The organism is Marvinbryantia formatexigens DSM 14469, from assembly GCF_025148285.1.
GTDB lineage: Bacteria > Bacillota > Clostridia > Lachnospirales > Lachnospiraceae > Marvinbryantia > Marvinbryantia formatexigens.
In genome coordinates this window covers 3,841,587-3,857,320 of the sequence record NZ_CP102268.1, presented here as the reverse complement: position 1 = coordinate 3,857,320, position 15,734 = coordinate 3,841,587, and the positions used below count along the sequence as shown (strand labels likewise).

Annotated in this window: 12 protein-coding genes; 2 read left to right on the top strand and 10 right to left on the bottom strand. The window is 45.0% G+C overall.

Annotation, left to right across the window (positions count from 1 at the left end; all coding sequences use genetic code 11):
* Positions 1 to 2: 2 nt before the first annotated feature.
* The 10 genes from NQ534_RS17985 to NQ534_RS17940 all read right to left on the bottom strand — a co-directional run bounded on the left by NQ534_RS17985 (position 3) and on the right by NQ534_RS17940 (position 13,392).
* The gene (locus tag NQ534_RS17985; protein ID WP_006862619.1) at positions 3 to 959 is read right to left on the bottom strand and encodes an ABC transporter permease; all 957 of its coding nucleotides are present in this window, start codon (positions 957 to 959) and stop codon (positions 3 to 5) included.
* Entirely contained in the window at positions 949 to 1,989 is a 1,041-nt protein-coding gene (locus tag NQ534_RS17980; protein WP_242655374.1) for a LacI family DNA-binding transcriptional regulator, read from the bottom strand. Before NQ534_RS17980 ends, NQ534_RS17985 begins: the two co-directional genes overlap by 11 nt.
* 401 nt (positions 1,990 to 2,390) lie before the next feature.
* The gene (locus NQ534_RS17975; RefSeq protein ID WP_040783751.1) at positions 2,391 to 4,655 is read right to left on the bottom strand and encodes a glycoside hydrolase family 2 protein; all 2,265 of its coding nucleotides are present in this window, start codon (positions 4,653 to 4,655) and stop codon (positions 2,391 to 2,393) included.
* A 352-nt stretch (positions 4,656 to 5,007) separates the two neighbouring features.
* Entirely contained in the window at positions 5,008 to 6,060 is a 1,053-nt protein-coding gene (locus NQ534_RS17970; protein ID WP_242655373.1) for an alcohol dehydrogenase catalytic domain-containing protein, read from the bottom strand.
* A 33-nt stretch (positions 6,061 to 6,093) separates the two neighbouring features.
* Complete coding sequence (locus NQ534_RS17965) at positions 6,094 to 7,107, bottom strand: LacI family DNA-binding transcriptional regulator (RefSeq protein WP_006862614.1); 1,014 nt, start codon at positions 7,105 to 7,107, stop codon at positions 6,094 to 6,096.
* Between the two features lie 153 nt (positions 7,108 to 7,260).
* Positions 7,261 to 7,950, bottom strand: a complete 690-nt coding sequence (locus NQ534_RS17960; RefSeq protein ID WP_006862613.1) for a D-lyxose/D-mannose family sugar isomerase — start codon at positions 7,948 to 7,950, stop codon at positions 7,261 to 7,263.
* Positions 7,951 to 7,960: 10 nt separating this feature from the next.
* Complete coding sequence (locus NQ534_RS17955) at positions 7,961 to 10,075, bottom strand: hypothetical protein (RefSeq protein ID WP_006862612.1); 2,115 nt, start codon at positions 10,073 to 10,075, stop codon at positions 7,961 to 7,963.
* 61 nt (positions 10,076 to 10,136) lie between these two features.
* Positions 10,137 to 10,766 carry a carbohydrate ABC transporter permease gene (locus NQ534_RS17950; RefSeq protein WP_198140198.1) on the bottom strand — a complete coding sequence of 210 codons (630 nt, stop codon included), beginning with the start codon at positions 10,764 to 10,766 and terminating at the stop codon, positions 10,137 to 10,139.
* Positions 10,767 to 11,013: 247 nt separating this feature from the next.
* Positions 11,014 to 11,928, bottom strand: coding sequence for a carbohydrate ABC transporter permease (locus NQ534_RS17945; RefSeq protein ID WP_006862610.1), 915 nt, complete (start codon positions 11,926 to 11,928; stop codon positions 11,014 to 11,016).
* A 108-nt stretch (positions 11,929 to 12,036) separates the two neighbouring features.
* Positions 12,037 to 13,392, bottom strand: a complete 1,356-nt coding sequence (locus NQ534_RS17940) for an ABC transporter substrate-binding protein (protein ID WP_006862609.1) — start codon at positions 13,390 to 13,392, stop codon at positions 12,037 to 12,039.
* Positions 13,393 to 13,743: 351 nt separating this feature from the next.
* On the opposite strand from NQ534_RS17940, the gene NQ534_RS17935 reads away from it, so the two are divergent.
* The gene (locus NQ534_RS17935) at positions 13,744 to 14,349 is read left to right on the top strand and encodes an alpha/beta fold hydrolase (RefSeq protein WP_006862607.1); all 606 of its coding nucleotides are present in this window, start codon (positions 13,744 to 13,746) and stop codon (positions 14,347 to 14,349) included.
* Positions 14,350 to 14,762: 413 nt separating this feature from the next.
* Positions 14,763 to 15,629 carry a PD-(D/E)XK nuclease family transposase gene (locus NQ534_RS17930; RefSeq protein ID WP_040783749.1) on the top strand — a complete coding sequence of 289 codons (867 nt, stop codon included), beginning with the start codon at positions 14,763 to 14,765 and terminating at the stop codon, positions 15,627 to 15,629.
* Positions 15,630 to 15,734: the final 105 nt, after the last annotated feature.

The following is a 15,734-nucleotide window of genomic DNA, read 5'->3' as shown; positions in this document are numbered from 1 at the left end:
CCTTATATAATCGCGCTGTCTTCGTCTATCTTGCGCACAATTCCGTTTGCCACCAGAATGGTGATACAGCAGGCGACAGACTGGAAAAACGTAACCGCCGACGTCATGCCGATCGGCGTGGACGAGCGGATGGCGTTAAATACATAGGTATCAATCGTTGCCGTCGTATTGAAAATCGAACCGGTAGCGCCCTGCGACAGCTGATAGAACAGACCGAAATCCGAGTAAAAGACCTTGCCCACATTCAGAATAAACATCATGATGATGACATTTTTCAGACACGGCAGCGTAATGTACCACACCTGCTGCCTCTTGGTTGCCCCGTCCACCACCGCGGCTTCATACAGCGTCGTATCGATGCCGGTAATGCTGGAAAGGTAAATAACCATGTTATAGCCGGTTGATTTCCACAGATACATAAAAATCAGCAGAAACGGCCACACGCCCGCCGTCATATACCAGCGGACCGGCTCGCTCCCGGCATCGCGCAGCATACTGTTAATCAGACCGTTGTCCTGGTTCAGAAAAGCATCCAGAAAGTACGCCACGACTACCCACGACATAAAGTACGGAAAGAACATCAGCGTCTGATACACCTTGGACTTCCGTTTGCTGTGCAGAAGACTTATCATAATCGCCAGCCCGACCGACAGAAGCATCCCCAGAATGATGAACGCCAGATTATAAAGAATGGTATTTCTGAGAATCACAAACAAATCCTTTGATTTCAGAAGAAATTCAAAATTTTTGAATCCCGCCCATTCGCTGTGGATTACATTATAGATAAAGCTCTTTCCGCCCGTCACACGGTAATTCTTAAATGCGATAACCAGACCGAACATCGGCAGGAAGCAGAATAAGATATACCAGATGGTGGTCGGCAGCGCCAGAATGCTCAGTTCCGTGTCATTCTTTGTCCAGCGCGGCTTTTTCGAACGGACCTTTTTGTTATTTTTCACTTTTCATTCTCCCTTTCCTCTCCCGTACCGAATCCCGGAAAATCAGTTTTCCCGGTATCCGGTAAACTTCTCCCTCACTATTTTCTGTCCCGGTACGCTCCATGCGTCTGACCATGCATTTTACAGCGGTTCTGCCGATTTCCTTCATATCTACGGCAACCGTCGTAAGCTGCGGCTCGCAGAGCCCCGCATAAATATCATCGTCAAACCCGACAACCGACACATCCTCCGGCACAGACAGACCTCTGCGCTTCAGCTCCCGGACAAGCCGGAAGGCTGTCTCATCACAGTTGCACATGAACGCCTCCGGAAGTTCCTGCGGAAGCTGCAGGTCGACCGCTCTGCCCGCCTGATCGCGGTCCGGAATCCTCCAGCGTTCCTGCTCTTTCAGCCCTTTTTCCATCAGTGCACGCATATACCCCAGATAGCGGTCGTTGATGCTCGTTGTCACACCAAGCGTCCCCACAAATCCGATTTCCCGATGTCCGCTGCGTATCAGATGCTTCGTGATTTCGTATGCGGAATAAATGCTCTCCGTCACAACAGAATCCGAGCGGTATCCGACATCGTACAAATCCACATACACCTTCGGAAGCGGAATCCTGTCGATGCGCTCACGCACCTCTTTATCAAGAATCCCCAGAAAAATAAGACCGTCGAACATTCCTGGCTTTTCGATCGTCTCCGCGTCATGCTCCAGAGTTTCGGGATTCGGTGTAATCATAACGCTGGAGTACGCCCGCATCCGCAGCTCGCGGTTGATGTGCTCGTACATGCCCATATAAAAACGGCCGCTGTCTCCGGAATGAAACCGCTCGCTCATGATAATCGCAATGGTACGTGCCTTCCGCTGTCCGTAATCCGGAAGCACATATCCGTGATCCGCCGCAGTCTGCAATATTTTCTGTCTGAGCGGTCCGCTGACACCTTCTTTTCCATTGATTGCCTTGGAAACCGTCACCTTGCTGACGCCAAGCTCATCTGCAATATTCTGCATGGAAACTGCGCCTCGTCCTGCCAAAATATTCACCTGCCCTCCTGCCCGCATATTGTTACTTAACTTATGTATCTTTATCATAAACCCGCATTACTTCTTTGTCAAGTGCGTTTTCGTCATTTTGCTTATTATTTTTTTAATTTCTTTTTTTCTTTGTTTATTTTTGCAATCGATTTTTGACGGAAATATTTATATAAATGTATTTTTTCATTTTGTTTGGTATTTTAAAAATATTTTCCGTCTTTTTACCCATTTATTTGTTGCTTAACTTTTAATTAACTTTTTTCAGCGACGCGGCTTTCACAAATCCAATCCTGCGGATATCCGGGATAAAGTGCCGCTTTCCCATAAAAGAAAAACCTCCGGATGTTTTTTCGTACATCCGGAAGCTTCTCTGACCGTTCCCTGTTTTTTTGTTTTTTGCTTTTCGTATTTTACTTTTCTATCTTTATCAGCTTTGCATTGACGCTTTCCGTAAAGCCCTCCGGGACCATCGAACCAGCCATTTTCAAGGCATCCTCCAGTGTCATGCTCTTTATCATATCCCACATTCCTTCCCTTCTGGCAAGCTTCATATTGGCCGCCAGCCGGAATGCTTCCGCCGTAATGTCCCACGCTTCCTGCGAATCCGCCAGCTCTTCTATGGTATCCCGGATACTGTATCTGCCCTCCGGAAATTCCATCGGCGCTTTCAGGTCCAGATTTCCCGCCAGCTTAAACCAGTTTGCTACGCCCTCCGCTCTCTCCTTTGCTTCCGGGAGCGCATAAACGGACGGCTCCGCATCCACCTTCTCCAGCGTCATGCTGTCGCTGATTTTTCCCGCCCTGGCTGTCACGATATTAACGCCGTCCGCCAGTGCAACATGAAATACAAAAACCTTATCCGCCGTCTTTTCCTCCACCAGCTTTCCATCAAGGTACAGGGCAACGGAGGGCTGATTGGAATATACGCGGATTTCCGTCGTTTCGCCTGCGCGCTGCGCATAGCGTCTGCCGCACAGATGGACCATCGGCTTTTTGCTCCAGTATGCCTGGTACACATAGTAGCTGTCTTTTTTCATCTTCCGGTCTATCGTCATCAGACCTTTGTTGTTTCTCCCGGCAACGCCGCCCTCGTTGCGCGCCGCGCAGCCAAAATCAAACATATTCCATACGTAGCTGGACCAGATATAGGAGCGTTCCTCCAGAACCTTTGCCATGTGCTCATGATAAAGCGCCTGGTATTCCTCGCTGTAATCCCTGCACGCCGGATTTGCTCCGTGATAGGTGATAATCCCCTCGCATCCGTATTCGGAAAGTCCCAGGCAGATTTCCGGATGCATCCTGTGGAAATCGTCCAGCCAGGAACCGTTGTCCTCCATTTTTCCGCCGTACCAGCCGAAGTAATGGTTATAGCTCTCCACATCTGTAATCCCGTGCAGGGGACCGTCCACCGGCGTCATGGATACGTGCGCAATCGTTGTCAGCCGCGTCGGGTCAAGCTGTTTGCAGAGCGCATTCAGCTCCCGGTGATTTTCCACCAGCTTCTCCGATATGCCTCCGATAAGAATTTCGTTCGAAATTCCCCAGAAGCAGATGGACGGATGGTTGTAATTCTGTATAATCAGCTCCTTCATCTGGCTGATGCAGTTTTCGTGCGCCGCCGGGTCAGTGTTAAACACGCTGATAAACGGAATCTCCGCCCACACAATAAAGCCAAGCTCGTCGCAGGCGTCGTAAAAATCCTGCGAATGCTGATAGTGCGCCAGCCGGATCGTGTTCGCCCCAAGCTCCTTAATCAGGCGGGCATCCTCATAATGCTCCTCCCGTGTGAGCGCATTTCCCTTATACAGCCGGTCCTGATGGCGGCTGACACCGCGCAGCGGCGTCTGTCTGCCGTTGATAAAAAAGCCCTTCTCCGGGTCGCAGGAGAAGCTTCTCACACCCGCACGCACCGATATTTCATCAAACGCCTCGTTGCGCCTCTGCAGCGTTGCCGTCACCGTGTAAAGATACGGTCTGTCGATTTCCCATTTTTCGGCGTCGGGAACGTAAACTGTCACCCCGGCATCCGCCGCCGGACGCGCCGCACCGGCAACCTCGTTTCCTTCGGCATCCCGGATGGAATACAGAACCGTAAAGTTTTCATCGGCATTTTTTACCCAGGAAGCCAGTCTGAAAACGGCTCCTCCGTCATCGCACGGCTCCGGCGTCACCTGAAGTCCGGGTCCCCCGTAATAATCCAGGTCAAAATGCGTATCCGGCACGCTGATCAGATTCACTCCCCGGTACAGGCCGCCGTAAAATGTGAAATCCGCCGACTGCGGATACACGCTGCTCTTTTCCTCATTGCTGCAGGCAATCACCAGAAGATTTTCCTGGCCGTCCCTGCAAAGCCCGGTAATATCCGCGCGGAAGGTGGAATAACCGCCCTCGTGATATACCGCTTCTTTGCCGTTTACGTAAACAGATGCCTGCTGCCCCGCCGCCAGGACCTCCACGTACACCCGCCCGTTTCCAAGCGGCTGCACCGGCGTCTGAAAGTTTCTGGCATACCAGCACCTTCCACGGTAATAGGCGCCATTGCCGTCCTGCCCGTCAACCGCGTTCCAGCAGTGCGGCAGCTCCACCTCCTCCCATTCCTCCGGCAGTGTCTCCGGAAGTCCGGCATCCTCCCTGATAAATCGCCAGCCGTTATTTAAATGAATTATATTCCGCATATACATCCTCCTTTTACATCTCAATTACGTTTCTAGCAAATCAAAAACAGACAGAATTGCCAATCCGCACTGATAATCACGCTGTGCCTCCTGTCCTCTTTTTGATTTTTATATTATACAAAAAAATGAGCGACTTTTTCAAGATATCCGCCAAAAAATGAGCGACTTTTTAAATTCCCCGCAAAAGCCGGGAAGCACTTTCTCAATATAGATAGTCAGGCTGTCTGTTTTTGCATATACCGGATATAAATCAAACAGGGCAGAAATATCGTTTTTCTGCCCTGCACATCACTTTCAAGTGATATTTTTAATCTTTGATTTCAATAATTTAAAAGTATTCCGGACAAATCTTTTATGGCAATAAAGCAACCTTAAAAGCTGACGGGTCCTTTTCCGCCGTTTCAAACGCCTCTTTCCAGTCCTCCAAGGCATATTTGTGCGACAGAATTCCTTCTGTTTTCATCGTCCCATTTATCATTCCCTTAATAACAGGCTCATAGCAATGACCAGACAGGTGAGAACCATAAATATTAATGTGCTTTGTATCTCCTATAATATTCCAGTCGGCTGTTACGTCCTTTGCAAAAACGCCGAATTGTACATATCTGCCCATATTGGCAACCAGATTCAGCCCCTGCGAAACACTCGCCGGTGCCCCCGATGCCTCAATGTACACATCCGCTCCGTAGCCTCCGGTCAGATTTTTTATGATTTCATTCACATCGTCATCCGCCGGATTCAGAACCAGATCTGCCCCAAATTCTTTTGCTTTGTCTCTTCTGTTTTTCCTGAGGTCCAGTCCTATTACCATTTTCGGAGAACGCAGTTTTGCAGCGCAGACCATTGCAAGACCGATGGTACCCAGACCACTGATAATCACCACATCTTCGTACTGGATTTCAGCCCGCTCAACAGCGTGCATACCGCATGCATACGGCTCCACCAGAATTGCCTGCTCGTCTGTCAGCGCATCCGGAAGCTTATGAATCACACTTCCTTTATGAAAATTCATATACTCTGCAAAACCGCCCTCCGCATCATGCTTAAATCCATAAATATAATGACGCTGACACATCCAGTAATGTCCCTGCCGGCAGAACCTGCATTCGCCGCATGGCAGAATCTGCTCTGCCAGGACGCGCTCCCCCACCTTATAATCCTTAACATTCTTTCCAACTTTCTCAACGGTGCCGAAAAATTCATGTCCGCCAATACACGGCGCCTCTATAAACGCCTGCTCCGGCGTTGCGCCCCATACACGCTGCCCTCCATGATATGTCTTGACATCCCCGGCACAAATACCGCATCCGCCAACTTTCACAAGGATATCATCATCACCCGTTTCCGGAACCGGCACCTCTTCTAATCTAAAATCATACGGAGCATACATTCTCAGTGCTTTCAAAATTATCTCCTCCTGAATCCGTCTTTTTCCGGTTCACCCCGCTTCCCCGTCAATCCTCCGGACGCTCTGTCTTTCCACGATAGAGGTCTGCAGTTGTGTGACAAGCGGAATGTAACACTTCTGATTGCAATTTACAAGTAATCTCTGGACGGCTATTTCACCCATTTCCCGCTTTAAAATATTAACCGTCGTCAATCCCGGAGAAGTAATATCTCCATAAGGCATATTATCAAATCCTATAATCGATACATCATCCGGGATCTTATAGCCATATTCCTTTATCGCCTTCATCGCGCCAATCGCAATAATATCATTCACAGCGCAGAAAGCAGATGGAAGCTTCGGTTTTGTTTCTAAATATCTGAGCATATCCTGATACGCTCCCGACATCGTCGGATGTAATTTTATAATGGAATCTTCACCGCCGGAAAGCTTCAAATCATTCATCGCACTCAGAAAACCAGACCTGCGATATTTAAAGTTACGAATTTCAATAGAACTGTCTATCATCTGAATATTCCGGTGTCCTTTGTTATGCAAATACAGAACAGAATTATAAAATGCATCCATATTATCCATGAGCAGCGACTCAAAAAGCCCCTCTCTGAAAAACGCATCGACCACAACCATTCTTTCCCGGATGCTCTGAAAGCGTTTGATGTCATCCCAGTCCATCTCAGTTGCCAGCATTATGATTCCGGAGTTGCGGGAAGATAAGATTTCTTCTATTTTATTTTCAAAATCCGCATCTCCTTCTTTTAAATTGCATATGATAGTCGGGAGATTGTTATTCTGGGCTTCGCTTTCAACACCTTCAATCAAAGCCGTAATCAATGGTGTTTCCGTAAGAATCTCGCCCGATTTTTTATACATAACAATTCGAACATTTTCGATTTTATTGGAATCCAGATAGCCTATTTTATATGCAGTCTGAATAATCAGGTCTGCCGTGGATTTTTTTACATTCTTTTTGTTATTTAGTACATTGGATATTGTCGCCTGTGAAAATCCCGTTAATTCGCTGATTGTTTTAATGTTTGATTTCATATGCCGAATTCTTCCTAAACTTTAATAAATAAATTATTGTAAATTACAATAATAAATATATTAAATTTTCAATCGGTTTTCAACTGTTTTTTAATGTTATGTACGTTTTCTTTATGATCCCTCCTTTCTTAATCAGCAGCCGTATTCTCTCTGCTAAAAGACTACATAGTCTTTATAATCATTAAAAATAAGATATTCTGCCGGTTCATCTTCCTCAATCTCCGGAATGCGGTTCTTCGCCGAATGGAATCGGTTATCGACGGTATCATCATTTGTAGATGACACTTCAAAGAGCATAACCGGACCTGTTCCCGGCACACCAACCCACTGATGATACTGCCCTGGAAGCAGCGTCACGCTGGCTCCTGGCTTAAGCGTAATTTTTCCTCCCGCCGGCACCGTCACTTTCTTTCCATCTACGGTCAGCATAACATCCGACACCGTATCAAAATCCTCATTTTCATCAGAATTGTACACGGTTATTTCCAGATCTCCTCCTCCGCGATTAATAATGTCCTCCATTTTACTCCAGTGAAAATGGAACGGAAGCTTCTGTCCGTCTCCTACAAGCAGGAGCTTCTCCGCATAAGGCTTCGGATATAGATCCTTATGTTTAAAATTGCCATTCCTAAAAGTAAAAATCAGCAGGCCTGTCTCTTTAAAATTCCCCCCAAAATCACTGATATCCCATCCCAGCATATTATCAACAATTTCCCGTTCTTCTTCCTTCAGCTCTCTCCACCTTTCAGGAGACCATTTCGCAAATTCCGGAAAACAAAGACCGCGCCTTTCAACCAGTTCAATACAGTCCCGGATAATTTTATTTAATTCCGACCTTTTCATCTTCCATACCTCACTTTATCTCAATTATCGTATAAATTCCCGCATTCCTGATATTTAATCTGCCATTATTAAGCGTAACTTCAATATTGGGATTTTCCGGGAAACAATAAACGCCTATCGCATCAGCTTTAAAATTCAGCCCAATGTTCAATTCGGGAATGGCATCAATCCGATGCGTCTCTTCATTATAATTGTAACTGACCAGATGCAGCGCCCTGCCCTCTTCCGTCTCCCTGACATCCACACTGTACATCAGAGATTCCGGAGCATCAATAATATTGTCCTCCCCGACCAGTTTCTCAATCAGTTCGTCCATATCCCCGGCTTTATACAGCTCGTCTGCCTTCAGCTCTTCCGTTTTCCTCTCCAGCGAAATCACCGTTCCGCCCCCGGCTGCAAAAGCGTTCAAAGCCGCCGCGTTCACCGAATCCATCAAAAATGCATCCGGAACAACAATCGTTTTATATCCCTTCAGACGTTCCATCGTCAGCGGCTCATCCTCGCTTTCAAACAATACATTATATAGCACGTGCCTGTCAGAAAGCCCCTGAATCAGTCTGAAAAAGTGTCCGAAATTTCCCTGGTTGGAAAATGCTCCCTGTCTGCCCAGCTCCTCTACGCCCTGCAGGCTTACCCTTTCCACTTTACTATAAGTAGAGTTTTCATCAACATACGGCTCTGAAATACTGTTTTCATAAGCCGACGGAGAATCATAAACCACCCCGATATCTGCTATATGTTTTTTCCCGAAAAGCTGTTCATTTTCATCCAGCCACGGTCCCAGTTTCCGCAGCACACGGATATCCGGCCAGAAAGCATCCTTCACCTGATTCTGCAGCCAGGAACCATACGGAAACGCCACATGAAATCCATGAGCAATCGGTTCTATAGCAAACAGGATAAATCTGTCATTTATGCCATTCTTAATATCTTCTACAATATCGCGCACATACTGGTTCGGGTCTTCTACAAAACAACTGTCTTTTCCATTCAGCCATCCGGTCGCAAACCGGTACCATCCATCCTGCCGCATTTTAATATCGGTTTTCTCTCCAGCCAGAATATCAAGATATTTCTTCACGCTGTCGCCAAGCGGAAAACACTGAAACAGATTCGCAGTTACCGGAAATTCTTCTTTTCTGGTCTCCATCGCATATTTTTTCGCGTGACCGGATACCTCACGCACTACCCATTCTACAGACGCCATCTGCATGTCATAGAAATGCCGGTACAGAGGAATATCCCAGCGTGCATTCGCATTAAATGCGAGCAGCATTTCATCTGTATACCCCTTCGCCAGTAAATATTCACGGTAATCGAAGGTTTCTATATTTCCCGCATCCTCCGGAAGCGCAATCTGGTGTTCCTGCAGATATACCCGGAATTTTGCCACACACTCGCGGCAAAAGCAGCCCGCATTGCTCGTCACATGCTTCGGTGTATCATATTCATCAATATGCAGACCGCCAGCTCCTGCATCAATCATCATTTCCACGTTACGCTTCATATATGTCAGAAACGAATCTTTGTTACAGCACGGAGAGTAACATTTATGGTCGTGTTCCGGTGCCATCAGCCAATTTGACAGAATATTCCGTCCTTCCAGAGAAACCGCTTTAAATTCCTCCAGAAAATCGCCGACCTTTTCCCCAAAATAGTTCGTAATTCCATCCGGAAAATATTTTTCTATCGGATTAAACAGTTTAGGATAGCGATTAGTCGAGAGTTCACTCATTCCCACATATTTGTGGTTATCAGAAGCTCCTCTCAGAATATTTAACGACAGTAATTTACTTTCATCCTCATTAAACTCTGCTCCAAACTCCCAGAGCTGTGCCTTCCACAAAACGGCAAACACCTTTACGCCCCGTTTTCTACATTCCTCACAAAATTCACTGTCATTCATAAATCCATAAAGACGCAGTCTTGGAGCCGTATCATCATTGGCTTCTTTATCCAGATACGGAAGACCTATCGCACCGCTTCCCAGGCAGGACCATATCAGCATATCCGCATGGATATCCATGATATCTTCTATCATGTGCATATTCTTCAGCGGCAGACTCGGATGATAATTCCACATATCCCTGTACCATCCCATAAAATACAAACCTTTTTTCATCATCTTTCCCCCTTTTTCTTTTTTGTCTTTCCATTACCTTCTGCATCTTTTCTCATTTCAGTTCTCAGCTTTTCAGTCCCGATAAAGCTGTACTCTGCAGCAAATACTTCTGCCCGAAAGCATATACTATCGTCGGCACTATCAGTGAAATCATAACTCCGGCAAGAATATGAGCCAGATTTCCCGCCGACCGAAAGCCCTGCAGCGTTTTCATTCCCATCGGAAGTGTAAAATGCTCTTCACTGTTTATATAAATCAGCGCCGCAAAAAAATTATTCCACTGTTCTATAAACTTCATAAATATTACAACTACAATACTTGATTTTGTCATTGGAAGCATAATGCTCCAATAGATCCGGAATTTCGACGCGCCGTCGATCGTCGCCGCATCTATATAGGAATCCGGAATGCCGGACATGTTCTGCCGGAGAAGAAAAATTCCAAATGGATTCGCAAAATATGGCAATATCAGTGCCCAGAGAGTATTATACAAATGCATCTTATTCATGATAAAAAACTGTGCAATTACATAAGACTGATATGGCAGCATCAGCCCCGACAGCAAATAGATAAAAAGTATATTTTTCCCTTTAAAATTCAACTTCGCAAAAGCAAAGGCAGCCATTGTCGAAAAAAGTATCTGTACTATCGAAATAATAACTGTTACAAAAATACTGTTTCTGAAAAACCTCATAAAGGGAAGCGCTTTAAAAACGTATGCATAATTCTCCCAACGCCATTCTGTCGGAAAAAAGGATGGCGGAAGGTCAAACGAATCCGCAGGCAGTCTGAGTGATGTGGAAAATGCCCATATAAAAGGCAGTAACATCAGATAACTGAATATACATAAGATAATTACCAGAAAAAACTGACCCCAGAAAGACCTCTTTCTCGTATTTTTATATTTATTTCTAAGTTTTCTTATCATCAGCCACCTCTCCTTACTCCGTATCATATGTAACCCATTTATTCTGCGTGCCAAACATAATAAATGTTACAGTTATAACCATCACAAACAAAATCACACCAAGTGCAGATGCATATCCAAAGTGATATTGTCCAAATCCCTTTCTGTAAATCTGCATAGCCAGCGTCTGAGAAGATACTCCCGGCCCACCGTTTGTCAGAAAATAAGGTTCATCAAATACCTGGAAACAGTTTATCAGCGTCGTTGTCACCACAAAGAAAATTGTCGGCGTCAGCAGCGGCAGTTTTACATGGATATAAGCCTGCCACGTAGACGCGCCATCCAGCTTTGCCGCTTCCATATAAGTTTCCGGTATGTTTCTGAGACCGATATAATAATACAAAAATGCATTTCCGATAAACTTCCAGGCACTGAAAATCGCAATGGACAAAAGTGCCCAGTGCTGGTCTCCGAGGAACCGGATTTTATCAATTCCAAACTGGGACAAAATCCAGTTGAACACACCAAAGTCCGTGTCATACAGATATCCCCATACCAATGCCACTGAAGCGGTCGTTACCACCATCGGAAAATACAGAGCTATGCGGAAAATCGTATGAAAGAAATGGTTTCGCACAGCATTTATTGCTGTTGCCGCAATCAGCCCTCCAATAATATGCGTTGGAACCAGAACAAGAAACAACCGCAATGTATTTTTCAAAATCGTGTATGTCGACGAATCCCGAAATACATCCCTGAAGTTTTTAAGTCCTACCCATTCAAAATCTCCCAGAAGACTAAATTCAGCAAAGCTAAGCACACCCACATTGACAATAATCGGAATACCCACGAAAATTGTAAAACATATGACTGCCGGGGCAACAAACAGGTGTCCTGCAAGGTTTTCTCTCTGTGTTCTTGTCATCTTACGTTTTTTCTTTGTCTCCATTATAGAACCACCTCACCTCGTTCAAATGCGGGAAAGGAAAAAAATTTACATCCTTTCCCGCAAGTCCTTATGCTGCTTCTCATCCCTGAGAGCAGAGCACATCAAATACTATCTTTTGTAAAGCGACTCAATTACAGCAAGTTCTTCATCCGTGTCTCTGTACTGGCTGTTGGCAAATACCTGATTAATCTTTTCACTCGCATCATTCAATACTTCTTCCGCTGTCTGCTGTCCAGAATAAAGAATGCTTAATGTATCAGAATAAATATCAGCCAGTTCCGTATATTCCGGCGGGTCACAGGAACGCTTCCAGTCCCCGTTTTCATAAATTTCATACATGACCTCCCAGTTATCAATTACATTGGAAGCCGCCTCACATACTTCTTTTCCATAAACGAAATTTGACGGAAGGGAACCCGTGGCAAGAAACGTCTTCGTATAATCTTCACCAGAGCACCATGTAGCAACCGTCATTGCCTCTTCCGGATGTTCTGTTGTATTAAGAACAACAAAACCGGCATTTCCCGCACAGGAAGTATTTCCGCCTCCTCCGTTCGGCATGGTATTTACATAGACCTTGTCATAAAATTCTGACGAATTATAATCATCCGATACCCAGCGGCCTGTGAAAATCATTGCCACACGCTCCTGCATCATAAGGTCTGTGTCTGTAATCGTCTCACTTGGTTCCGGCGCATACCCGTATTCAAAAATTGCATCCTGGAAGAACTGACAGGTGTCGATGCATTCCTGTGAATTAAACGCGCTCGCACTCCAGTCTTCATTCAGCGGAGAACCGCCATTGGCATACAGCAGACTCTGGAAACAGAAAAAGTTTGTTGTGCATGCGAATGGATAATCGCAGACACCGGATTCCTTCAACCGGTCACAGATATCAATAAACTCGTCCCACGTCCAGTCATAATCCGGGAGTTCAATCCCCGCTTCCTCAAACAGAGATTTATTGATATGAGTTACTACGCAATTCGCCTCGTACGGTATTGAATAAATATTATCCTGTACGGTAAAAATTTTCATTAAATCTTCATTTTGCATGCTCAGCAGCTCCTGTGCTTCCTCATGCGAATCAATGTAATCATTCAGCGGCAAAGCCATGTCATTCATAACCAGCATTGCCACACCCTCCAGACCAAGCGCGATAACATCAGGCGCGTCATCCGCCGCTATCATTGTCTGAATCTTCATCAGATACCCATTCCAGTTTGAGCCGTAGGAATCTGATGTAATATACTCAAATTCCGGTTTGATATTGGGGTACTCAGCAGTGAATGCGTCAAAAACCGATTTCTGGCTCTCCGTCATATCATTGCCGTCCGTAAACAAAGCCACCCGAATCGGTACTACCCCTCCATCGTCTGCCGCCTGTGCTGTCACGCCAGCCATACCCGTCATCAAGCTCAGAACTAACGCTGTTGAAAGTAGATTTTTTTGGTGTTTTTTCATTTTTCTTTCCTCTTTTTTAATTATATTTCAACAGATTCTCTCTGTTAAAATTTCAAATTATTAAAATACGCTTTATGATTTTCACTGTAATTATGTACAATATTATTCGTTTTTTTTCATTTAATCTCAATCATAATTTATAATTTTATTGAAATCTAATAATTATTTATTGTGCTAATTATACACCACTTGTTTTTCAATTTCAAGTATTTTTTAATATTTTTATTTAAAATTTTAATTGTATTTGTTAAATTTTTACATCTGTAGTGAACAGCACCAGAAATTACTTGTCTGGCAGCCTGCACTTTGATATAATACGACTCAAAGAAGAAAGGAGAAGCTGATATAGAAATGAAAACTGTTTTTTTGCATGGTTTAGGACAGACCGCCCGCGACTGGCAGGCTGTCATTTCCGGAACTACGCTGCCGGATGCAGACTGCCCGGAGCTTTTTTCACTTTCAAAAGGAAACATTTCTTATTCCGGTATATTAGCCGGGCTGGAAAAGCGCTACAGAAATGAAAAAGAGCCCTTCCGCATATGCGGTCTTTCTCTGGGTGCGCTGCTTGCGCTGGATTATGCCATACGGCATGGCAGCCAAATATCTTCCCTCGTTTTAATCGGCGTACAGTATAAGGTTCCCACGCTTCTTATTGATTTTCAGAACCTCCTGTTCCGCTGTATGCCAAAGAAGTCGTTCGCGGATATGGGTATGGCAAAGCAGGACGTTATCAGCCTGTCCCGCTCCATGCGCTCCCTTGATTTCAGCCGCGGACTGCATAAAATCAAATGCCCGGTAACGCTTCTGTGCGGCGAAAAGGACCATGCCAATCTGAAGGCCTCCAGGCAGCTTGAAAAACTTCTGCCGCAGGCAAAGCTGCACATCATCCCCGGTGCAGGGCACGAGCTCAATCAATGCGCACCGGATGCCATTGCCGCTGTTCTTGCCGAAGAATAGTCTCAGGGAGGCTCCCACCATCACGGCAGGGAATATCAGGAGCCCAGGACCAGACAACGGAACAGGTAAAACCTTCTGAATAATTTAGTAAAATTTTTGATATAAAAAACCGGAACCAGCCCCGGATAACGGGCTCTGATTCCGGTTTTTCTCTGCTATATCATACAGAAAGATTGTTCAGCTTTTCCATTTCTGAAAATTCTGTGACAAAGTAAATCTCCATCCTGTTCCCATATCGCTGATTTTTAATCACAAATTATATTTTGTACATACATTTTTCATATTTTTGTTATATATTATTAATTACAGTTATGTATCTAATGTGCACAGGCAGAATCTTCTACCAGGAATATCGCAAAATAGTTCTTATCAGAAAGCATCAGACAATGTATACAGAAAGGAGATGGTTCATCGTGAAAAATGGGCAGCCAGCAGACAATGTTTTACATACACGCTACGAAAAATATGAGCAGATTCTGAAAAATCTGACGATTATGAGCGACATGTTTATGCGGAATGTTTTCAGAAAAACAGAGTGTACAGAATACGTTCTTCAGGTTATAATGAAAAAAGAAGGATTAAAGGTTCTTGAGCAGTTCCTGCAGAAGGATTTTAAAAACCTGCAGGGGCGATCCGCAATTATGGACTGTGTTGCCACAGATACAGACGGAAACTATTTTAATGTGGAGATCCAGCAGGCTAATGAAGGTGCCTCTCCAAAACGCGCCCGGTATCACAGCGGGCTGATGGACATGAATATACTGAATCCCGGACAGGATTTTGATGAGCTTCCGGAAAGCTATGTAATATTCATAACGGTATGTGATTCGCTTGGATATGGTCTTCCCATTTACCATATCGACCGGGAGATCATGGAAAACAGCAGAGGCTTCCCCGACGGCTCACATATCGTGTATGTGAATTCCAGTAAGCAGGAGAATACGGAGCTCGGAAGGCTTATGCATGATTTTCACTGTAAAAGTGCAGATGAAATGTACAGCCAGGTTCTGGCAGAAAGGGTACGTGAATTAAAAGAAACCAGGGAAGGAGTTGATTCTATGTGTCGGGAAATGGAGCAGATTTACAAAGAAGGCATTGAAGAAGGTATCGAGAAGGGTATCGAGAAGGGTATTGAAAAAGGCGAAATGAAAAAAGCAAAAGAAGCCTCCTTTATACTCGCGGATATGGGATTGCCGTTGGAGCAGATTGCACGGGCATTCCATGTTGATGTGTCGCTCATACAGGAATGGATAGCAGAAAATATAAGCACAGCAAAATAGCAGCCGTAAATCCCCGGACGGGCATCTTTCTGATTCAGAATGTCCATCCGGGAATTTTTTCATTAGATCAACCCGTTTCCCACAAAAGTCAGATATCCTTGCAGA

Coding starts and splice junctions, on each gene's coding strand:
- NQ534_RS17975 (WP_040783751.1), bottom strand. CDS start 4,655: ATGCGGAATATAATTCATTTAAATAACGGCTGGCGATTTATCAGGGAG.
- NQ534_RS17965 (WP_006862614.1), bottom strand. CDS start 7,107: ATGAAATCAAACATTAAAACAATCAGCGAATTAACGGGATTTTCACAG.
- NQ534_RS17960 (WP_006862613.1), bottom strand. CDS start 7,950: ATGAAAAGGTCGGAATTAAATAAAATTATCCGGGACTGTATTGAACTG.
- NQ534_RS17955 (WP_006862612.1), bottom strand. CDS start 10,075: ATGATGAAAAAAGGTTTGTATTTTATGGGATGGTACAGGGATATGTGG.
- NQ534_RS17950 (WP_198140198.1), bottom strand. CDS start 10,766: ATGAGGTTTTTCAGAAACAGTATTTTTGTAACAGTTATTATTTCGATA.
- NQ534_RS17945 (WP_006862610.1), bottom strand. CDS start 11,928: ATGGAGACAAAGAAAAAACGTAAGATGACAAGAACACAGAGAGAAAAC.
- NQ534_RS17940 (WP_006862609.1), bottom strand. CDS start 13,392: ATGAAAAAACACCAAAAAAATCTACTTTCAACAGCGTTAGTTCTGAGC.
- NQ534_RS17935 (WP_006862607.1), top strand. CDS start 13,744: ATGAAAACTGTTTTTTTGCATGGTTTAGGACAGACCGCCCGCGACTGG.